The sequence below is a fragment of the Bifidobacterium sp. ESL0820 genome (assembly GCF_052606235.1).
Genome location: NZ_CP199594.1, coordinates 42,542 through 62,402, shown reverse-complemented (window position 1 = coordinate 62,402; position 19,861 = coordinate 42,542). Strand labels below are relative to the sequence as shown.

The 19,861-nt window shown below is 61.1% G+C and carries 17 protein-coding genes; 4 read left to right on the top strand and 13 right to left on the bottom strand.

Annotation, left to right across the window (positions count from 1 at the left end; translation table 11 throughout):
• Nucleotides 1-129 precede the first annotated feature (129 nt).
• The 6 genes from smpB to ACUIAH_RS00265 all read right to left on the bottom strand — a co-directional run bounded on the left by smpB (nt 130) and on the right by ACUIAH_RS00265 (nt 6,370).
• A complete protein-coding gene (gene smpB / locus ACUIAH_RS00290) occupies nt 130-606 on the bottom strand; it encodes an SsrA-binding protein SmpB (protein ID WP_313838171.1) in 477 nt (158 codons plus the stop codon).
• A gap of 92 nt (nt 607-698) precedes the next feature.
• A complete protein-coding gene (locus ACUIAH_RS00285) occupies nt 699-2,087 on the bottom strand; it encodes a CHAP domain-containing protein (RefSeq protein WP_445340992.1) in 1,389 nt (462 codons plus the stop codon).
• 87 nt (nt 2,088-2,174) lie between these two features.
• A complete protein-coding gene (gene ftsX / locus ACUIAH_RS00280) occupies nt 2,175-3,098 on the bottom strand; it encodes a permease-like cell division protein FtsX (protein WP_045924722.1) in 924 nt (307 codons plus the stop codon).
• Nucleotides 3,095-4,900 carry a cell division ATP-binding protein FtsE gene (gene ftsE / locus ACUIAH_RS00275; RefSeq protein WP_445340991.1) on the bottom strand — a complete coding sequence of 602 codons (1,806 nt, stop codon included), beginning with the start codon at nt 4,898-4,900 and terminating at the stop codon, nt 3,095-3,097. Before ftsE ends, ftsX begins: the two co-directional genes overlap by 4 nt.
• Before the next feature lie 97 nt (nt 4,901-4,997).
• The gene (prfB, locus tag ACUIAH_RS00270; protein ID WP_045924723.1) at nt 4,998-6,131 is read right to left on the bottom strand and encodes a peptide chain release factor 2; all 1,134 of its coding nucleotides are present in this window, start codon (nt 6,129-6,131) and stop codon (nt 4,998-5,000) included.
• 107 nt (nt 6,132-6,238) lie between these two features.
• The gene (locus ACUIAH_RS00265; RefSeq protein WP_255297770.1) at nt 6,239-6,370 is read right to left on the bottom strand and encodes a hypothetical protein; all 132 of its coding nucleotides are present in this window, start codon (nt 6,368-6,370) and stop codon (nt 6,239-6,241) included.
• A 146-nt stretch (nt 6,371-6,516) separates the two neighbouring features.
• Here ACUIAH_RS00265 and dapD point away from each other — a divergent pair, with 146 nt between their 5' ends.
• The gene (gene dapD, locus ACUIAH_RS00260) at nt 6,517-7,476 is read left to right on the top strand and encodes a 2,3,4,5-tetrahydropyridine-2,6-dicarboxylate N-succinyltransferase (RefSeq protein WP_313835736.1); all 960 of its coding nucleotides are present in this window, start codon (nt 6,517-6,519) and stop codon (nt 7,474-7,476) included.
• A gap of 19 nt (nt 7,477-7,495) precedes the next feature.
• Here the strand turns inward: dapD and ACUIAH_RS00255 are convergent, their stop codons facing one another.
• From ACUIAH_RS00255 to ACUIAH_RS00245, 3 genes are all read right to left on the bottom strand, one after another.
• Nucleotides 7,496-8,785 carry a citrate synthase gene (locus ACUIAH_RS00255; protein ID WP_445341590.1) on the bottom strand — a complete coding sequence of 430 codons (1,290 nt, stop codon included), beginning with the start codon at nt 8,783-8,785 and terminating at the stop codon, nt 7,496-7,498.
• Nucleotides 8,786-9,135: 350 nt separating this feature from the next.
• A complete protein-coding gene (map, locus tag ACUIAH_RS00250) occupies nt 9,136-9,912 on the bottom strand; it encodes a type I methionyl aminopeptidase (RefSeq protein ID WP_029678693.1) in 777 nt (258 codons plus the stop codon).
• Between the two features lie 103 nt (nt 9,913-10,015).
• Nucleotides 10,016-10,714, bottom strand: coding sequence for an HdeD family acid-resistance protein (locus ACUIAH_RS00245; protein ID WP_445340990.1), 699 nt, complete (start codon nt 10,712-10,714; stop codon nt 10,016-10,018).
• A 176-nt stretch (nt 10,715-10,890) separates the two neighbouring features.
• Between ACUIAH_RS00245 and ACUIAH_RS00240 the strand changes: the two genes are divergently transcribed.
• The gene (locus ACUIAH_RS00240) at nt 10,891-12,984 is read left to right on the top strand and encodes a M13 family metallopeptidase (protein WP_445340989.1); all 2,094 of its coding nucleotides are present in this window, start codon (nt 10,891-10,893) and stop codon (nt 12,982-12,984) included.
• Between the two features lie 122 nt (nt 12,985-13,106).
• On the opposite strand, the gene ACUIAH_RS00235 is transcribed toward ACUIAH_RS00240, so the two are convergent.
• Nucleotides 13,107-13,616: a single-stranded DNA-binding protein gene (locus ACUIAH_RS00235; protein ID WP_445340988.1), complete on the bottom strand. Its 510-nt coding sequence runs from the start codon at nt 13,614-13,616 to the stop codon at nt 13,107-13,109.
• Nucleotides 13,617-13,986: 370 nt separating this feature from the next.
• On the opposite strand from ACUIAH_RS00235, the gene ACUIAH_RS00230 reads away from it, so the two are divergent.
• Nucleotides 13,987-14,841: an exodeoxyribonuclease III gene (locus tag ACUIAH_RS00230; RefSeq protein ID WP_306221217.1), complete on the top strand. Its 855-nt coding sequence runs from the start codon at nt 13,987-13,989 to the stop codon at nt 14,839-14,841.
• A 130-nt stretch (nt 14,842-14,971) separates the two neighbouring features.
• On the opposite strand, the gene ACUIAH_RS00225 is transcribed toward ACUIAH_RS00230, so the two are convergent.
• Complete coding sequence (locus ACUIAH_RS00225; RefSeq protein ID WP_445340987.1) at nt 14,972-16,786, bottom strand: proline--tRNA ligase; 1,815 nt, start codon at nt 16,784-16,786, stop codon at nt 14,972-14,974.
• Between the two features lie 229 nt (nt 16,787-17,015).
• On the opposite strand from ACUIAH_RS00225, the gene ACUIAH_RS00220 reads away from it, so the two are divergent.
• Complete coding sequence (locus ACUIAH_RS00220) at nt 17,016-17,486, top strand: GNAT family N-acetyltransferase (protein ID WP_445340986.1); 471 nt, start codon at nt 17,016-17,018, stop codon at nt 17,484-17,486.
• Between the two features lie 45 nt (nt 17,487-17,531).
• On the opposite strand, the gene ACUIAH_RS00215 is transcribed toward ACUIAH_RS00220, so the two are convergent.
• A complete protein-coding gene (locus ACUIAH_RS00215; RefSeq protein ID WP_445340985.1) occupies nt 17,532-18,938 on the bottom strand; it encodes a PIF1 family DEAD/DEAH box helicase in 1,407 nt (468 codons plus the stop codon).
• Between the two features lie 40 nt (nt 18,939-18,978).
• Nucleotides 18,979-19,680 carry an oligoribonuclease gene (orn, locus tag ACUIAH_RS00210; RefSeq protein ID WP_445340984.1) on the bottom strand — a complete coding sequence of 234 codons (702 nt, stop codon included), beginning with the start codon at nt 19,678-19,680 and terminating at the stop codon, nt 18,979-18,981.
• Nucleotides 19,681-19,861 lie beyond the last annotated feature (181 nt).

Here is a 19,861-nt window from a genome sequence, read left to right as displayed (position 1 = left end):
CTCAAGCTTCAGAAGCTTATAGAACACTGCCAATCGTCTTAGCTCCGGGCGTGTCGATCTGCATAGTGCAAGGAAATATCAGGAGGCAGCCGGCCTATCCGAGAATCAGAAAGTGCATCAGCAGGTGTCTCAGCCCCGACGGTTCCGGTAGCGCATGGCCCTTTGGGCCTCGCGGCGGTCCTGCTCCTCCCGCAGGGACTGACGCTTGTCATACTCGCGCTTGCCTCTTGCCACAGCGATCTCCACCTTGACTCTGCCATCCTTGAAATACAGGCTCAAGGGGACAATGGTGTATCCCTTGGCCTGAATCTGCCGCTCCAGGCGAATGATCTGCCTGGCATGCAGAAGCAGCTTGCGCTTGCGCTTGGGGGCATGGTTATTCCAGGTGCCATTGAGGTATTCAGGGATATTGGCGTTCTCCAGCCAGACCTCGTGCCTCCGGTCGATGCTGACAAACGACTCGGCCAGGGAAGCCCGCCCCTCGCGCAGTGACTTGACCTCAGTCCCGGTCAGAGCTATGCCGGCCTCGTACCGATCCTCAATCTGGTAGTCATGACGAGCCCTGCGATTCTGGGCGATCATGGTTGTGCCGGTTTCCTTAGCCATAATATCCTCCTCTGGATCGCGCCAAGGAGGCTACCTGGCACTCCGGACAGCGATAGTAACGTTCCAAGCGGCGGACCTGGCCCGCAACGGCATCAGTAATGAACGTATTGGTAGTTGCCGGCCCCATAGACCGTCTCATAAGTCGGGAAGGAGGCGAAGCCGGTGCCTCCTTCGGAGATGAGCACCGATCCATCTGCATTGACCCGCTCGACCACAGCCACATGGCCATAGGTCCAGTCAGCGTTCCAATTTGTAACTCGCTGGCCGCGGGCGAAGACCATGGCAGCACCGACATGGGGGGTGTTGTTGACCAAATAGCCCAGGCCACGTGCCTTGCCGGCCCACTCAGCCCCGTTGCCCATATAGGATCCCACAGGCAGGGACAGCTGCGAGCGGCGGATGTAGGCCCAGAGCGTGCACTGACGGGCAGGATAAGCGCTGCCGCCCACCGAGTTGCCGGTGGGATGGCCGTAGCAGAACCCAGAACCCTCAGGACAGCTGCCAGGCACCCCGTAATTCATGCCGGAGGCACCTCCACCGCCCCCGTTGCTCGGCGGAGCCTGCTGCGGAGCCGGCGATGATGCGGAGCCGCCACCGCCGATCTGCTGGGCGCCGCCGGCATGAGGATCGGCCCCGCCGCCGGCATTGCCAGTGTTGAGGGAATCGATCATAGACTCGGTGGCCACAATATCAGCGGCCTCACGGGCCGATTGCGTGGTCAGGGCGGCCTTCTGCCCCTCCAGCTGCTTGCGTGCTGCAGTTCCCTGGTCGCGCAAGGCCTGCAGACTGTCCTGCTTGGCTTGCGCCGCGGCTGCTGCCTGCTGGGCCGCTGCCTGCTGCTGGTCGGCCTTGGCCTTCAAGGTGCTGATCTGCTCCTCGATGGCCTCGAGGCGCTGCTTGCGATTCATGGACGAATTGAGGGTGTTGGCGGCATCATTGGCCGTGTTGGCCTCGGATCGGGTCACGGCTGCATCGGACTGCATCTTGTCCACAAAGTCCTTGGTGCTGGAGGACTTGGTCACCACGTCCATGACCTGGGAGGCCTCAGAGCCGTGGAAGCTCTTTCTCGCCATCTGCGCCACACCGGCCTTGGCGTCGTCATAGTCGATGCCGGTCTGACGGATCTTGGCCTCCAGGTCGGCACGATCCTTGCGGGCCGCCTGCAGTCGGTCATTGGTGGCCTGAACCAGACTGTCGGCCTGCTCGGCCTGCTGCTGAGCTTCGATAGCGCTCTGCTGGGCCGCCGGGATCTGGTTGGCAGTCAGATCGCTGAGACTGAGAATCTGGTTGGCCAGCTCGCTGTTGACACCCGCCAGCTTGCTCTTGAGAGCCTCATGGCTCTGCACCTTCTGCTGATAGCTACTCCAATCGGCCCGGGCCGGTGCGGGGGCCACTGTCAACCCCAGGATCCCACCGCCCAGCATCATGGCCAACGACCCCACCAGGCCGCAGATGGCTTCCAAGTGCTTCGTACGATTCATGGTCAAGTCCTCACTATCACTTATCCATGCTAGTCATCATTATGGCAGAGTTCGGACCCATAAGGACAATCGGCCCGTCGCTGCGGATCAGGTCCTCAAATACCGCCGCAGGGAGATGGAAGAAGCCAATGCGGACAGAAGCATGGCCCCCAGGATCAGCGCCGGGGCCATGAGCAGGACCGTGGACTGGTCCACGTAGGGCATCCACTGGACCGTCCGGGCCAGCCAATCCGTAATGAAAAGCTTGACGATGGCGCTCAGAGCGCCGACAGCCAGAAGAGATCCCAGCAAGGATGCCACCACGCCCTCCAGGATGAAGGGCAGTCGTATGGTCCAGTTGGAGGCTCCCACCAGTCTCATGATCTCGGTCTCGTTGCGACGCGAGGCTGCGCTCATCCTGATGGTGGTGCCAGTCAGCAGGATGGCTACGATCACCATGACTACAGCCAGGACCAGGGTGACTGCCGTAGCCCTGTTGAGGATCTTGAAGACCGGGTCGAATATCTGACGCTGGTCGGACACCTCCTCTACGCCGTCGCGTCCGGACAGCACCTCGGAGACCACCTGGTACTTGGTTGGATCCTTGAGCTTGAGACGCAGGGAGGCCTGCATGTCCGCTGCGGTCATGGTCCTTCCCTCGTATGTGCCGTTGGGGTACTGCTTGAGGAAGGTGTTTTTGAAGAAGTCCTCCCTGCTCTGGTAGGTGATTTTTGCCACAGAGTCGCGCAGCTCGGTATTGATGGTGTTCTCCAGCTTGACGATCTCGGCGTTGGTGGGCGCCTTGCCGGTCGCGCAGGATGCCGCCTGGCTGGCGCCGTCCGGGCATAGCCAGACCACCACCTCCACTTGGTCGTACCAGTCCCCCTTGGCCTTGCTGATCTGGGCCTGCATGAGGCCCGATGCGCCGATGAAGAGGAAGGAGATGAACGTGACCAGCATGACCGAGAGGATCATGGACCCGTTGCGCCGCAGGTTGTCCCAGGTGCTGGAAAGGATGAACCGCAGTCTCATCGTGCCGCCTTCTTCTTGTCATGACGCTCGTTCCGAGCCTGTGCACCGCTCTTTTGCTGGGGCTTCCTGGCCGCCTTGGGGACTTCAGGGGGAGCGGGCGGGGCCGGCGGGGCCCCCATGGACTCGGCATCGTAAGACTCAACATCGTGATCTCTTTCATTCGTCGAGTCCTTTTTACCGGTCCTGCTCTTGCCGGAGGGTTCTTTTGAGGATTGCGCGCCGTCCTGCTTCATGCGGACCGCAGCCTGACCGGATTCGCCGGTCGGTTGGGCTGGGCTGGAGACATCGGGCCTCTTGAACTGTTGTTCACGATCAGAAGCCTCAGCAGAGGATTCCTTCAACGGTTGGCGGTTTTTGACTTTGTCATCTTTCTTGGGCCCGCCTTGACCATGGTCATGATTGTGATCGTCATGCGCGAGACCCTTGCGGTCACGACCTGGGTTCCTATCCTGCTCTCGACTGCCCGCATCTTCGGGCCGCGGAGCAGCTTCCGAACCACGAGCGGACTTCCGAGACTTCCTGGAGGCAGCAGGTTCTGCAGGTTCTGCTTGGGGACGATTCCCGGATTCTGCGCGATCGGTTCCTGCCTTGCCCTGGTCTTTGTCGCCGGAACCTTCACTCGACTGACCCGGTCGATCCTGGCTGCCCTGAGACACCGGTGCAGGTCTGCGGAATCGTTCGTCAGAATCGGAATCGGCCTTCCGATCGGGCTGCCCCGAAGAGGCTTCTTCATGCTGACTGGAATCTTCCTGCGCAGACTCAAGACTGCCCAGGCCCTTCCCCCAGGTCAGGGTGTCCTCGACCGAGGTGAAGACCTGCCCATAACGTCCTGTCCTCCCCGAATGCATGGACTTAGCCAGCCGTGCGATTCCCTCATCGCCATACTGACCCTGGTCGACGGCCTGTGCCGCCGCCTGGACCACCTGCTTGGCCCCCTTGGTTCCATCCGCGATGGGTTCGGTAGCCGAGCTATTCCCATCCTGCACAACAACCTGCACCGGACGGCGCCCTCCAACACCAACCTCACGAGCACGGTCCAGGGCATCGCCGTCGGCGGGATCCCCGATGGCATGATGGGAGCGCGCCGCAACCTCGGCATCGGGGAAGAAGCGCGAAGAATCGTAGGAGCCGTGGACCTCGTCGCGCATGATCCGACCCGTATGCAGCTCCACCACCCGCTTGCGCATGGAGTTGACGATCTCCTCGTTGTGGGTGGCCATGACCACGGTGGTGCCGGTCCGGTTGATGGCATCCAGAACCTCCATAATGCCCAAGGAGGTTGTGGGATCTAGATTGCCTGTGGGCTCGTCAGCCAGCAGGATTTCCGGATTATTGACGTAGGCGCGGGCCAAAGCCACCCTTTGCGCCTCGCCGCCGGAAAGCTCATGGGGGTAGTTTTGCTCCTTGCCCGTCAGCCCCACGGTCTTGAGCACCTGAGGAACCAGAGTCTTGATGGTGGATCGACGAGCGCCGATGACTTCCAGCGTGAAGGCCACGTTCTGCCATACAGTCTTGTTGTTGAGCAGCTTGTAATCCTGGAACACAAAGCCGATGGAGCGCCGATACCCGGGAATCTCACGGTTGCGCAGGCGTCGCAGATCGTTGCCGGCCACGCGGATCTCCCCCTCGGTGGCCTCCTCCTCGCGCAGAAGCAGGCGGAGCAGGGTGGTCTTGCCCGACCCGCTGGCACCCACAAGGAAGACAAAATCCCCACGATCGACATCCAGGCTGATGTCATCCAAGGCGGGACGGGACCCCTTGGGGTAGATCTTGGTCACGTCCTTGAGCGAAATCAACGCCATTGACTCTCCGTTCCTCGGTATTCCCCTACAGAGGCTATCAAGAAGACCGACACTACACACTCATGAAACACCGACCCGGATGAGGCCGAGCGCAGGTTTATTTGCTGGCTTCCTCCTCACGGGCCTGAACCCGCTGCTGATGCCGCCAGCGGATGCCGGCCTCTATGAAGGCATCGATGTTGCCATCGAAAACGCCCTGGGTATCAGAGGTCTCGTACCCGGTGCGCAGATCCTTGACCATCTGGTAGGGATGCAGGACGTATGAGCGCATCTGATCACCCCAGCTGGCCTTGATGTCGCCGGCCAGCTCCTTCTTCTTCTTGGCCTCCTCTTCGTGCCGCAGAACCAGCAGCCGGGACTGCAGAACGGCCATAGCAGCCGCACGGTTCTGAATCTGGCTGCGCTCATCCTGCATGGTGACCACGATGTTGGTCGGCAAATGGGTAATGCGCACGGCCGAATAGGTCGTGTTGACACCCTGGCCGCCGGGGCCGGAGGAGCAGTAGGTATCCACTCGGATATCCGAATCGGGGATGTCGATGTGGTCGGTTGGCTCCACCAGGGGGATGACCTCGACGGCGGCGAAAGAGGTCTGCCGTCGCCCCTGGTTGTCGAAGGGCGAGATCCGCACCAGACGATGGGTGCCGCCCTCCACCGACAGCCGACCGTAGGCGTAGGGGGCATCCACCTGGAAGGTGGCTGACTTGATGCCGGCCTCCTCTGCATAGGAGGTATCCATGACCTTGGTGGAGAAGCCGTGCCGCTCAGCCCACCTCATATACATGCGCAGGAGCATCTGGGCCCAGTCGGCCGCGTCCACCCCTCCGGCGCCAGAGCGGATAGTGACCACGGCAGCACGCTCGTCATACTCCCCGTCCAGCAGGGTCTGAATCTCCATATCGGCCAGGTCGGACCTCAACGAGTCGATCTCCTTGCGGGCCTCCACCAAGGTGTCCTGATCATGCTCCTCCTGACCCAGCTCCTCCAGAGCCTGGACATCCTCCAGCCGGGAGGATGCGGACTCCAGATGCTTGAGCTGGGATTGCAGGGCCGAGAGCCTGCTGGTCACCTTCTGGGCGTTCTCCTGGTCGTCCCAGAGTCCGGGCGCGCTGGCCTGACGCTCCAGATCAGCAATCCGCGAGCGCAAACCCTCCGGGTCCAGCGCCTTGGAAATCATCTCGTACTTGGCCTTGGCCTGATCCAATGCTTGGGCAAAATCCATCTCTGCCATACCGTCTCACCGCTTTCCAGACCGGCTCCACGCGAGTCGGTCGCCGTCTTCATTCCCATTTGCCTTTGCCTGTGACGGCCGGATTCCCGCCGACCGGACGGACCGGGTCAAAGGCCGCTGAAGATGGCGGGAATGACAAGACTGGCCAGCAAAGCCACGGCAATGACCAGGCAGACCGCCCTGGCTGTGTTGCGGCGCCGACGTTCCCGGCGCTCGCGCTCATGACTGTAGGCACTCATAGTTGATAATTTTACCTATCGGCTGCGACCTGGCTGGCGACCATCCAGACCCGACTGTCGGACGGACCGTCTCTGTTTGAGCGTCGACCGGTTTATCCTGTAAGACAACCTATGTCAATATGACTGCACAGCCAGAAGGAGGAACGATGAGCACAGCACGCACCGCATGGGGTTGGGGCCTGGCCAGCCAGGACGAGCAGGGCCGGACCCTGGACGTCTGGTACCCCAAGGCCGAGATCTCGACGCCGCCGACCCCGGCAAGCCGTCCCAACCACGGCTTTGGCGACCAAGTCAACAGCCAGCCGGATGCCCGCGGCATCCGAAAGGTTCCGGTCTTCACTGTGGCCGATCTGGATGGCCCGATAGCCAATGCAGCCGATGCCTATCTGCGGCTTCATCTGCTCAGCATGCGCCTGGCTCCTCCCAACAGCATGAACCTGGACGGGATCTTCGAACAGCTCAACACGGTGGTCTGGACCAACTACGGACCCTTTGCCGTTGAGGACTTCGCCCTGCGCAGGTCAGCGGTCATGGCTGCAGCCAGCCGGTCCATGCCGGGCATCCCGGTGACACAAGTAACGGTGCTGAGCGTGGACAAGTTCCCCCGCATGGTGGATTACGTGGTTCCCGAGGGAGTGCGCATCGGCAACGCCGACCGGATTCGGCTCGGCGCCCATCTGGCGCCGGGAACGACGGTCATGCATGAGGGCTTCGTCAACTTCAACGCTGGAACTCTGGGCCACTCCATGGTCGAAGGACGGATCTCCCAGGGAGTCGTGGTCGGCGACGGTTCAGACATCGGCGGCGGAGCCTCCATCATGGGCACCCTGTCCGGCGGAGGCCGCCATCGGGTCTCCATCGGTCAGCACTCCTTGCTGGGAGCCAACGCCGGCATCGGCATCTCACTGGGCGACGACTGCGTGGTTGAAGCCGGGCTCTACGTCACCGCTGGCACCAAGATCGGCCTGGGCGACCAGGAGGTCAAGGGGGCGGAACTCAGCGGACGGGATCATCTGCTCTTCATCCGCGACTCCCGCACGGGCCAGGTCAGAGCCCTGCCTCGCAAGAAGGGGATCGAGCTGAACGAGCGGCTGCACGCCAACTGAACCCGGGCCGTCATAGGACTCAGCGCTCTTCTATAGGCAGGTAGTCGCGCGGCCCCTGACCGGTATAGACCTGCCTGGGTCGACCTATTTTCGTGTCAGGATCGTCCAGCATTTCCCGGTACTGGGCGATCCATCCGGGGATGCGACCCAAGGCGAAGAGCGTGGTGAACATCTCCGGATCGAAGCCGATGGCGCGGTAGATGAGCCCGGTGTAAAAATCCACGTTGGGATAGAGGTGCCGCTCGACGAAGTAGTCGTCATGCAGGGCCAGATCCTCCAGCTCCAGGGCCACGTCGAAGAGCTCTGCGTCCTCAGCGTTCCTATCCTGGTCGGGCTCGTCCATGAGTTTGTAGAGCCACTGCTTGGCTATTGCCGCGCGCGGGTCATAGGATTTATAGACCCGGTGGCCCAGACCCGCGATTTTCCGCCCCTCGTTCTTGGCCTGGTCCACATAGCCTCGCACGCCCAGACCGGAATCCCGTATGTTCTTCAGCTGGCGCAGCACGGCCTCGTTGGCGCCGCCGTGCAGGGGGCCTGACAGGGTATTGATGCCGGCGGCCACCGCAGAATACAGATTGGCCCGGGCCGATCCGGCAATCCTCACCACTGAGGTGGAGCAGTTCTGCTCATGGTCGGCATGGATGATCAGGAGCTTGTCCAAGGCTTGCACCTTGAGAGGATCGGCCTGATAAGGCTGGTAGGGCATGGCGAAGCTCATCCGCAGGAAGTCCTCCACATAGCCCCAGGTCCTGTCCGGGTAAAGCAGGGGCTGGTCGCGGCGACGACGGTGGATTAGAGAGACGATGGTGCGCACCTTGGCCATGATGATGGCGCTGGCCTCCTCCAGCTGATCAGGATCATCAACATTGCAGGTGTCGGGGTGAAAGCCTGCAAGGGCGTTGACCGCCGCGGCCAGCACACTCATGGGATGAGCCTGGCGGGGGAAGGATGAGAGCAGATGGCGGAAGTCCTCCCCTACGACCGTGTAACCCAGAACATGGCTGCGGAACTGCTGGTACTGCTCGGCATCAGGCAGCTCGCCATGGGACAGCAGCCAGGCCACTTCGAGAAAATTGGACTGGGTGCACAAGTCCTCTATGGCATAGCCCCTATAGCGCAGTATGGATCGCTTGCCGTCAATGAAGGTAATTCCCGAAACGCACTGAGCTGTGGTCTGGAAGCCGGGATCGAGCGTGACCCAGCCATCGTTGCGCAGGGAGGAGACCAGAATGCCGTCGGGCCCCTCGGTGGCGCGGACCAATGGCAGATCAACCTGGTCGGAACCGATGGACAACCGTGCTGTAGACACCACGCACCTCCTGTCAATCAACCAGTGAGGTGCCAGTGAGAGTCGACGGCCATGCCGGATCAGGCTACCGGCACCTGTACCGGCGTGGAATTGCCGACATGCTAACAGAAACAATCACGACTTCGATTACCGGCTTGTAACCGCAAGCAGGAATCCGCCGCCTCCACCCACGATGCGCAGGTCCAAGCCAGTGCCGTCTTTGCTCCCGCACCAGCTTGCGGGCGCAAGGCCAATGAAGCAAGTGCAGGTGTCCAACAGGGTCGGCATCAAAAAGGGATCCAAGAGCATCCACATTGTGGACATTCCTAGATCCCTTATAGTCCTGATTCGGCCTCGGACAGCCTTCTTGCTCAGTCCCTGGTCGTCAGGATGACAGGTCCCTGCTCGGTGATGGCGATGGTGTGCTCGCTGTGGGCGCCGCGCGATCCATCTGCAGAACGCAGGGTCCACCCATCCTTGGGATCCTGGTAAATCTGATCGGTGGTCGCCAGGAACCAAGGCTCAATAGCGATGACCAGACCCGGGCGCAGCTTGTAGCCGTGATGGGGAGTGCCGTCGTTGGGCACATGGGGATCACCATGCATGATCCGCCCTACCCCGTGTCCGCCGAACTCCAGGTTGACGCTGTATCCGTTTTCATGGGCAACCTCACCGACTGCAGCGGAGATGTCGCCTAGGCGGTTACCTGGCTGAGCCTGGGCGATGCCGGCCTTCAGGGCCTCTTCGGTGGTCCGAATCAGCCGCAGATCCTCCGGATCGGCATGCTCGCCCACAACGAAGCTGATGGCCGAGTCGCCTACCCAGCCGTCCACGTTGATGGCCAGATCGAGGGAGAGCAGGTCGCCGTCCTTGAGGTTGTAGTCATAAGGCACCCCGTGCAGGACGGCATCGTTGACGGATAGGCAGATGTAGTGGGCGAAGGGTCCGGTGCCGAAATCAGGCGCATAATCCACATAACAGGAAGTGGCTCCCTTGCGGGAGTTGATCCTGTCCTTGACGTAGTCGTCCAGCTCCAGGAGGTTGACCCCAGGCTTGCTCATGGCCTTGAGCTCCTTGAGGATGCTGCCGACAAACCTGCCCGCCGGCTTCATCTGTTCGATCTCCTGCTTGGTTTTGAGCTCGATCATCCTCTGCGTCCTTTCATGATTGATGCCCGCGGGTGCCGCCCCTCAGGATCCTGCCCAAGTACTACCTCTCAGTATTATCGGGTCACTCGGACGAGTCCGGCTCTCAGTTCCGGCCGAAGGTGAAGGCCCTGATAATGGAGACGACTCCCAGCACCAGAAGAGCGCACCCGCTGAAGATAACCAGGAAGATGACGGAGCTCAACGGGTAGATCATGACGATGACCCCGGCGATGATGGAGACGATGCCGGAAAAGATGGCCCAGCCTGAATGCGGGAGCCCCCAGGAGGCGGCCAGGCTCATCACGCCCTCCATGATCCAGCTGATGCCCACAATGATGGTGACCAGCAGGGTCAGCGCTGAAGCGGACAGGGCCGTGTTCCTGACGATAACGATGCCGCCGACGGCGATCAGAGCGCCAAAGAGGACGCCCAGCACCCGCCAACCGCCGGGAAGTCCCCTGGACACAATGGAGGTGGCCAGACGGACCACGCCGGAGATGATGAAGTAGATGCCCAGCACCACAGTCACGGCTATCAGGGTCTTGTCCGGCCTGAGCAGCAAGGCCAGACCCAGGATGACTCCAATCACGCCCATGACACCCATGATGACGCGGATGGCCCGCAAGGTTCTGAATCCCAGATCCTCAGCGATCATGGAGAAAGGATCCATGCGTGGCGGGCGCCCCTGATAGCCGAGGTATTGCCCATACTGACCATGATTATTCTGGTATTGGCCGCTATTCTGCCCAGAATCCTGACCGCCGTACTGGTTGGGCTGACCGCCCTGCATGGGATCCGTCATACCGTCCTCTTTCGCTCGCTCAGAGCGGCTGATGGGCCGCCCTGTTACCGTCTTCCAAGTGTAAATCACCAACAGAGGCAATCGTGGCTTTTCCCTTCGGCGGATGATTCGTCGATCCGCCGATTTCCGGTGGCCACAGGGCATGGCATGTCACCAAAGATGGCTAGGCTTGTGGCATGGCACAATCTACAGAATCCACGACCTCCTCCGGACTTGATCCGGCCTCCTTCTCTTCGGTCATTCGCCCTCAGGACGATCTTTTCCGCTTCGTCAACGGCCCCTGGATCGACACCTACAGTCTGCCCGAGGACCGCTCCCGGTTCGGCTCCTTCGACAAGCTTGCCGAGGATGCCGAAGCACAGATCCATGAAATCCTTGAGGATCCGGAATCCCCGGCCGTCAAGTCGGCCCTGCTCTATCGCAGCTTCCTGGACACCGATGCCATCGAGGCTGCGGGAATGGAACCCATCCGCTCCGACCTGCAGGCCATTGATGCTACACCCGACAAGAAGGCATTGACCAGCCTGCTCGGCCAGCTCAATCCGACTGGCGGCCCCGACCTGTTCGGCATCGCCATCTATGGCGATCCGGGCAACGCTGGCGTCAACGTGGCTCACATGGAGCAGGCCGGGCTGGGGCTCCCCGACGAGGCCTACTACCGGGAGAAGAGCTACGCTCCAGTCCGCCAGGCCTACACCGACATGGTCGCCTCATTGCTCAGGCTCTCCGGCTACGCCGACGACCAGGAGGATGCCCACAGACAGGCGGAGTCCTTCCTTGAGGTCGAGACCCGCATAGCGGCACGCCACTGGGACAATGTATCCACCAGAGATGAGGATCGCACCTACAATCCCACCGCCCTGGCTGACCTGGAGTCAACGCTTGCCGATTTCGATCTGCACACTTGGATCGAGTCCTGGCAGAGGGCCTATGCCTCCAGCCCGGTCGCCAATCTGCAACCAGTCGATCTGAACGCAGCCCTGTCCAGGACCATCGTGCATGAACCCTCCTTCCTGCAGGGGTTGAACGAGCTATGGAAGACCAGCGACCTGGATGACCTTAAGCTCTGGGCCCGCGTACACACTCTGATCGAGTGGGCAGGTCTGCTCAGCAGCGACTTCGATCAGGCCAGGTTCGACTTTTACGGCAAGGTCCTTTCAGGCACGACCAAGATGCGTGACCGCTGGAAGCGAGCCGTCTCCCTGGTCAACGGCATTTGCGGCGAGGAGGTCGGACGCGAGTATGTGCGCCGGCACTTCCCTGCCTCCAGCAAGGCCCGCATGGAGGCATTGGTCTCAGATCTGATCGACGCCTACCGGGTCTCCATCACCTCCAGTGACTGGCTGGGCGAACAGACCAAGGTCAAGGCTCTGGCCAAGCTGGACAAATTCTCGCCCAAGATCGGCTACACCGAGCACTGGCGCGACTATACGGCCCTGGCTGTGGACGAAAAGCTGGGTCTGGTCGACAACGTGCGGCGGGCCAACCTCTACGAGTCCGGTTATCAGTTCGGCAAGGCCGGCCAGCCCGTGGACAAGGAAGAGTGGCTGATGAACCCTCAGACAGTCAACGCCTACTACGAGCCCACCCTGAACGTCATCGTCTTCCCCGCAGCAATCCTGCAGCCGCCCTTCTTCAACCCGGAAGCCGACGATGCGGTCAACTACGGAGGCATCGGGTCGGTCATCGGCCACGAGATCGGTCACGGATTCGACGACCAGGGCTCCAAGTACGACGGCGACGGACGTCTGCAGGACTGGTGGACCCCGCAGGACCGTGAGAACTTCGAGCAGCGGACCAAGGCGCTCATCGAGCAGTACAACGGGTTCGTCCCCCAACAGCTTGCCGAGAAGTACGCCGACAAGCCCGGGCAGGCACCTCATGTCAATGGGGCGCTGACCATCGGCGAGAACATCGGAGACCTGGGAGGCGTCAACATCGCCATCAAGGCCTATGCCCTCTTCTTGCAGAAGCGGCGGGGCGGCACAGCCGGGACAGACGACGCGGCCATGGACCAGGCGCTGGCCTCGGCTCCGGTCATGGACGGCTACACCGGCCTCCAGCGGTTCTTCCTCTCCTATGCCTCCATCTGGAGGACCAAGAACAGGGATCAGCTGGCCGAACAGTATCTGCAGATCGATCCCCACTCCCCTGCTGAATTCCGCACCAACGGCATCGTCAGGAATGTAGATCGCTTCTATCAGGCCTTCGGGGTCACCGCCGAGGACGGCATGTGGCTGGAACCCGCCGCACGGGTCAGGATCTGGTAAGCCAGCTCGATTGAGATCGTTGGCTGTTTGACGGTTTCAATCAACCTGCTGATCAAGGTGGGAGGCCGACGGGAGTCAGTCGGCCTCCCACCTTCGTCTTGCTCGGCCAAAACAACCTTTGCTCATCCGACATTGGAAGCCTCCCCCGATGTCCGCTCGGCTGCAGATGATGCAGATGATGCTGAGGCAGTGTCGGGCGGCGATGATGTCAGCGGAGTGGTCCAAGGATCCGGACCGGCAGCCCCCTCATCAATGGGCCCAGCACCTGATTGGATCTTGGTGAAGGTGTCCTGTCCCCTGGCCAGGTCGTGGCCGATGCCATCGGCCACCAAGACCAGGCTGTTGTGCGATTGACCATCACTAGTCCATTCCTCCGTCACCAAGGATCCGGATACGATGACCGGATCGCCCTTGTGCAGACAGGCCAGGGCATTAACCGCCAGAGTCCTGAAAGCCTTGACCGTCAGCCAGGTGGTGGATTTTCGTTTCCACACCCCAGCTGAGGCATCGTAATAGGCCGGAGTAGAGCCCAGCCTGAAGGAGCAGACCGGTGTGGCGCCCGGCTGTCCTAGACGGGCTGGCTGAGTCCCCATAAAGCCGAAGACGGTCGTTTTTATTTCGTTGATGGACATATCGGAACCTCTCTGTCGATGGTATGAATCCGACGCTGTAAACCTGTCGGTCTATCACTAATTGCGCGGCGGTGAAGCCATCCGACGGAGAACCCCTAGCCAGAGCGCGGATAATCGGAGCGGGGGAAGGGACTGGCCCCAGCCAGGAACCCTCCGTCGAACGGTGAATCCATCCTGCCTCCGCACACGTCCCCGCACCCGACCTGCTGGCCATTGTGGTCGAACGGGCTCGGCCTGGTTCCCGTGGTGGACAAGCCACCCCATGGCTGGATTCCGAATGCCCCCGTCACCGCCCCGGACCATTGAGCATCGGTCCTGGGCTAAACTGTGAGAGCAGATACATCGGCACGGTTTGGAAGGACCCGCAGTCATGGTTCACACGCTGGTCAGTTGGAACATCGATTCGCTCAACGCCGCCCTGCTTGGCAAGAGCAGCCGCAGCGCCCTCTCCCTGAAGGTGGTGGAGACCATACGGGATCTGGACCCTGATGTCGTAGCCATCCAGGAAACCAAACTCAACGGTGACCAGAAGAAATCCGCAGGCATTCTTAAGGCGCTCATGCGCTACTTCCCCGATTATCAGGAGGTGGACCGCCGCTCCGAGCCCCCGGCCCGCACAGGCTACGCAGGCACGCTCATGCTCTACCGCAAAAGCCTGCCGGAGCCTACCGTAACCCGCCCCCGCATCGGCGCTCCAGACACCATGGACGACGAGGGCCGCATGCTCACTCTGGAGTTCCCGGACTGCTTCGTCACCACGGTCTACACCCCCAATTCCGGATCGGGACTGGTCAGGCTCAAACCACGTGGCGTCTGGGACGATTGCTACCGCCGCTACCTGCAGGGGCTGGATGCCCGCAAGCCGGTCCTGGCCTGTGGCGACTTCAACGTGGCCCACGAGGAGATCGACATCGCCAACCCGGGTTCCAACCATCACTCAGCCGGCTTTACCGACCAGGAGCGCGAGAAGTTCGGCCTTCTGCTGGATGCAGGCTTCACCGACACCTTCCGAAAGATCCATGGCGATGCCGCCGGCTTCTACGACGATCACCGCAGCGTCTACACTTGGTTCGCCCAGCGGGCCCCAAAGAGCAAGATCAACAACTCCGGCTGGCGCATCGACTACTGGCTGACCTCCAACCGGATCGCTGGCCAAGTCAGCACCAGCGAACCGGTGGACACCGGCGAGCGCCAGGATCATCTGCCCATTCTGCTACGCATCTGACCTGATAGATTCCTGAACCCAAACCGATACAACCAGAAGGGTGGGGTCTTGGTCGCATACATCATGACGTGACCAAGACCCCACCCTTCTGTATCAGTTGCGATAAGCAACTATATGAATGCGGCATAACCTACTGCAGGGCGCCTATCCTATCCACGATCACCTGATCGGCCTGATCGGCAGGAACTGCCTGCACATCCGAGCCGTCGCGGTTGCGGATCTCGATGGTGCCGTTGGCGATGGTGTCTCGACCGGCAATGGCGACCAGCGGCACCCCGATCAGCTCGGCATCTTTGAACTTGACCCCGGGAGACACCTTGGGCCGGTCGTCATAGATGACTTCAACGCCACGGTCCTCCAAGTCGGCGACCAGTTTCTCGGCGGCATCGAAGGCCTCCTGCTTCTTGCCGGTGGCCACCACATGCACCGCGGCAGGAGCGACAGCCTTGGGCCAGGCCAGACCCTTGTCATCGTGATGCATCTCGGCGATGCAGGCCAGCACACGGGAGATGCCGATGCCGTAGCAACCCATCCAGACCGGCACGGCCTTGCCGTTATGGTCCAGGACCTTCAAACCCAATGCGTCAGAGTATTTCAGCCCAAGCTGGAAGACCTGGCCAATCTCCACGCCACGCTCGAAGCTGAGCGGCCCGGAACCATCAGGGCTCATGTCACCGTGACGCACTTCGGCGGCTTCCACCACTCCGTCGGCTTGGAAGTCACGCCCGTAGACCGCATTGGCCAGGTGCACGCCTTCGGCATCAGCCCCGGTCACCCAAGCTGAACCGGGCGCCACATGGGCGTCGAGGAAGTAGCGAATATGAGCGGCGGACTCAGTGTCCGAACGCTGAGGACCCAAAACGCGGGGTCCGATGTATCCCTTGACCAGCTCGGGGTGGGCAGCAAGGTCAGCCTCGCTGGCCTCCTCGATCTCGGCCGGGGCGAACTGGGCCTCCAGCCGCTTCATGTCGGCCTGACGGTCGCCCGGCAGGCCGACGGCCACCAGCTCCCGCCAGCCCTCGGGGTGGTCATCGTCCGCAGGGTGCTTGACGGCCACAATCAGGTTCTTCAGAGTATCGGCAGCGGTCCAGTCACGGCCATCCTCACGAGGATGCAACTGGTTGAACCGCTCTACCAGGGTGTCGATGGTGGTTGAATCTGGAGTGTCCAGCTCCTTCATAGCCGGAGTTTCAGCATAGTCGAGGGGATCGGGACGCGGGGTGGTCAGCGCCTCCACGTTCCATGCCTTCCCCGAGGGAGCCAGCGCAAAAGTGTCCTCGCCTATAGACAGCGGAGCCAGGAATTCCTCCGACTCGGATCCTCCCATGGGTCCGGAGACTGCATGGACGATTACGTAATTGACACCCAGACGCTTGAAGATTCGCTCATAGGCGCCTCGCTCATCCTGGTAGGCCTTCTTCAGCCCTTCCTCGTCCACGGTGAAGGAGTAAGCGTCCTTCATGATGAACTCGCGACCCCTGATCAGCCCGGCGCGGGGACGGAACTCGTCGCGGTACTTGGTCTGGATCTGGTACAGAACCACCGGCAGGTCCTTGTACGAGGAGTACATGTCCTTGACCAAAAGGGTGAACATCTCCTCGTGGGTGGGAGCCAGCAGGTAGTCAGCACCGTGCCTGTCCTGGAGGCGGAAGAGATTCTCGCCGTACTCCTCCCAGCGGTGGGTGGCCTCGTAGGGCTCGCGAGGCAACAGGGCCGGGAAGTGAACCTCCTGGGCACCAATGCCGTTGACCTCCTCCCGGACCACGGCCTGGACCTTGTCAAGGACCTTCAGGCCCAGCGGCAGCCAGGTGAAGATGCCGGGGGCCACCTTGCGAACATAGCCGGCCCGCTGCAGGAGTTTGGCCGAGTCCACATCGGCATCGGCCGGATCCTCCCTGAGGGTCCGCAGAAAGAGGGTTGACATGCGCATGGCTTTGGTTCTCATACCTCCCAAAGATATGCGCGCAAAGGGACAAGCAACCATAGAGGATGCCACATGACAAATCCCAAAAACCGAGCCAGAAGCCAGACAGCACATACAGGTAAAAGTCGGTAAATCCGCAACCTGACATTTGGCATCTATCCAGCTCTATCCCTCCTGCATAAGGACAGCCAAGATATGATGGTTGTATATCGAACAGGTTTTCTGATTTACAAGGACGAGGCGGGCACCTATGTCTTCAGAGCCGGGTGTGACCATCCAGACCTTTACCAACCTCGATGCAGAGCACATGACGCTCCTCCTGGAGGCCGATCCCTCAGAAGGGATAATTCGTGACATTTTCGCCCATTCCTGCGCCTACGAAATCCGAGTGGAACAAACTCTGGCCGGTGTCATGCTGCTTGCCAGACCAAACACGGACACCTTGGAAATTGCCAATATCAGTGTGGACCGCGCTTTACGCAGACTGGGAGTCGGAAGCAGATTAATAGACCGAGCCAAGATGGAGACCGTCAGACTGGGTCTGAGAAGGCTGGAAGTCGGGACCGGATCCACCAGTTTTGGAGCCCTTTGCTTCTACCAGACATGCGGGTTTCGCATGGACCGCATTGAACGGGATTATTTTGTCAATCGCTACGCGCATCCCATTGTCGAGAACGGAATCACCCTGAGAGACATGGTCCGCCTGTCATGGCATCTCTAGCGACCCTAATAACCACACCAGGCCAAGACCAATAAGGGCCACCCTTCAGAAAAGCTGGTCCTGACTGAATTCGTCTTCTGGCTCCTGACCGACTGCGCGCTTGGTGAAGGACTCTGGACCCTCATCCTTCAGACGGGCGCAGGCCGCCTTGGACTCAGCCCTCAAACCCGCATCCAGAACGACGGCATCGGGAGAGACCAGGAAGGCGTGCTCATTGATGCCCGTCAGGTAGAGCCCATCCAGACTTTCCACACGCGAGAGGGCCACGTAGCCCATCCCTGGCGCGAAGGTCCGTCTCAGGTCCATGACTGCCCTGTCCAGGGTCATCCCCTGGGACTTGTGGATGGTGATACCCCAGGCGCAACGAAGGGGAACCTGATTGACGGCGGCCAAGACCGTGTCCCCGTCCATGGTCTCCCAGGCGGCCGGCTTCATGGTGACCACGTTGCCGTTCTGGAAGGAGACGATCGGCCAGCCCCCCTTGGCCGAGCTGGTGAATCCACTGACGGTGCCGATAGAGCCGTTGACATATTGATGGTCCTGGTCGTTGCGCAGGGCCATGACCGCGGCCCCGGTCTTCAGGGCCAGATCCTCGGGGGCCAGCATGTTCTTCTTCAGCCGTTCCACTAGCCTGGCCTCACCTCGGGATGTGGCCTGGTAATGGTGGGCCTCTTCGTCGATGGAGGCCAGGCGCTGGTCGTTGAGCGTGTCGGCCTGCTTGTTGACCGGGAAGAGGTGAACCGCCACCTGACCGGGGGCGGGCACTGCGCCGACACGGGTGGCCAGGACTTCATGGTCCTCCTGGGTGACGCCGTCCTCCCTGATGTCGGTGAGGACGGTCAACAGCTGGCCATCGTCCTGGCGGTGCTGCTCGGTCAGGTAACAGATGACCGGGTCCAGATCCTGCCAGACCAATGATTCAGTGACGAACCCGTCCGGATCCTTGCCGGCCTGGGCATAGCGTTCCCGGGCAGCCTGCAATTCAGGGCTGGGCAGTATTCCTGCAGCTCGGTTGGATCGCGTCACCGGCGGCAGTTGGAAGAAGTCCCCGGAAAGGACCACCTGGATCCCTCCGAAGGGTTCAGGGCTGTGGCGAACGGCCCGGCAGGCCTGATCCACCATGTCGAAGAGCCAGGCGTGCATCATGGAAACCTCGTCGATGACCAGGATGTCGGTGCCCTCGATCTGTCTGCGACGGCGGGTCTTGATCCGTTTCAAGAGCGATTCGGTCATGTAGGTGGCGATGCCCACACCGCTCCAGGAGTGGATGGTCTGGCCGTTGATGTGCGTGGCGGCGATGCCGGTCGAGGCGGTCACCGCCACCACCGCCCCGGCCTGACGGGCCTGGGCGACGAACTCGTTGAGCACAAAGGTCTTGCCTGACCCGGGGGCGCCCGTGATGAAGGCATTGGCCCCCGCACTCAATATGGTCAAGGCTTCGGATTGCTGCATGCCTCCATGGTGCCACGTCAGAGGTACATGGCCATGCCTGTCAGTAGTCGGCCTTCTCAGGCTTGTTGGCATCCTCGACCGGATTGCCGGACTCTTCGTAATGACGCAGCAGGCTGGTCTGCTCGATCTGTTCCGCCCCGGCCTTGGACTGCGCCTGGTCAGGTCCGGGAGCCGGAAGGAAGAACATTGAGCGGTAGTAGCGCAGTTCGTCCATGGACTCGATGATGTCGGCCAGGGCCCTGTGGCCGCCATGCTTGGCCGGCTTGTTCTTGTAGACGTCCGGGTACCAGCGGCGGGACAGCTCCTTGAGGGTGCTCACGTCGATGACCCGGTAGTGCAGAAGATCCATCAGTTCAGGCATGTACCTGTCGAGGAACTTCTTGTCGGAGCCCACGGAGTTGCCTGCCAGATGAGCCTTGCCGTTCTTGGGCAGGAAGGGCTTGACGTACTCGATCACCTGACGCTGGGCCTCCTCAAGATCCAGGCCGGTCTTCATCTCCTCGATCAGGCCGGAGGAAGTGTGCATCTTCCTGACGAAGTCTCCCATATGGTCCAGGGCCGCCTGGGAGGGCTTGATGACCAGGTCGATGCCCTTGTCCAGGACCTTCATGTTGAAGTCGGTAGGCACCACGGAGACCTCGCACAGCTCGTCATGGAAGATATCCAGACCGGTCATCTCGCAGTCAATCCAGATCATGCGGGATTCCTCCGCAGAGAAAGTCAGATCATTGTTATCGCTCATCTGTACGCCTTTCAGATCCGGGTCGCGCACCGGATCGCTTCTTCCGCCGTCTTGAACGGAACATTACAAGATACCGCCAGCACGTGACCGGCGGAGGGTCCGCCAGCACAGCCGACCGGACCATGACTGACTTGTGATATGCAATCGGCGCAGGTCCTGATGAGATCCTGCGCCGATCACC

Excerpts from the sequence above, each read along its gene's own strand:
- smpB (WP_313838171.1), bottom strand. The coding sequence starts at position 606 with ATGGCTAAGGAAACCGGCACAACCATGATCGCCCAGAATCGCAGGGCT.
- ACUIAH_RS00285 (WP_445340992.1), bottom strand. The coding sequence starts at position 2,087 with ATGAATCGTACGAAGCACTTGGAAGCCATCTGCGGCCTGGTGGGGTCG.
- ftsX (WP_045924722.1), bottom strand. The coding sequence starts at position 3,098 with ATGAGACTGCGGTTCATCCTTTCCAGCACCTGGGACAACCTGCGGCGC.
- ftsE (WP_445340991.1), bottom strand. The coding sequence starts at position 4,900 with ATGGCGTTGATTTCGCTCAAGGACGTGACCAAGATCTACCCCAAGGGG.
- prfB (WP_045924723.1), bottom strand. The coding sequence starts at position 6,131 with ATGGCAGAGATGGATTTTGCCCAAGCATTGGATCAGGCCAAGGCCAAG.
- ACUIAH_RS00265 (WP_255297770.1), bottom strand. The coding sequence starts at position 6,370 with ATGAGTGCCTACAGTCATGAGCGCGAGCGCCGGGAACGTCGGCGCCGC.
- dapD (WP_313835736.1), top strand. The coding sequence starts at position 6,517 with ATGAGCACAGCACGCACCGCATGGGGTTGGGGCCTGGCCAGCCAGGAC.
- map (WP_029678693.1), bottom strand. The coding sequence starts at position 9,912 with ATGATCGAGCTCAAAACCAAGCAGGAGATCGAACAGATGAAGCCGGCG.
- ACUIAH_RS00245 (WP_445340990.1), bottom strand. The coding sequence starts at position 10,714 with ATGACGGATCCCATGCAGGGCGGTCAGCCCAACCAGTACGGCGGTCAG.
- ACUIAH_RS00240 (WP_445340989.1), top strand. The coding sequence starts at position 10,891 with ATGGCACAATCTACAGAATCCACGACCTCCTCCGGACTTGATCCGGCC.
- ACUIAH_RS00235 (WP_445340988.1), bottom strand. The coding sequence starts at position 13,616 with ATGTCCATCAACGAAATAAAAACGACCGTCTTCGGCTTTATGGGGACT.
- ACUIAH_RS00230 (WP_306221217.1), top strand. The coding sequence starts at position 13,987 with ATGGTTCACACGCTGGTCAGTTGGAACATCGATTCGCTCAACGCCGCC.
- ACUIAH_RS00225 (WP_445340987.1), bottom strand. The coding sequence starts at position 16,786 with ATGAGAACCAAAGCCATGCGCATGTCAACCCTCTTTCTGCGGACCCTC.
- ACUIAH_RS00220 (WP_445340986.1), top strand. The coding sequence starts at position 17,016 with ATGTCTTCAGAGCCGGGTGTGACCATCCAGACCTTTACCAACCTCGAT.
- ACUIAH_RS00215 (WP_445340985.1), bottom strand. The coding sequence starts at position 18,938 with ATGCAGCAATCCGAAGCCTTGACCATATTGAGTGCGGGGGCCAATGCC.
- orn (WP_445340984.1), bottom strand. The coding sequence starts at position 19,680 with ATGAGCGATAACAATGATCTGACTTTCTCTGCGGAGGAATCCCGCATG.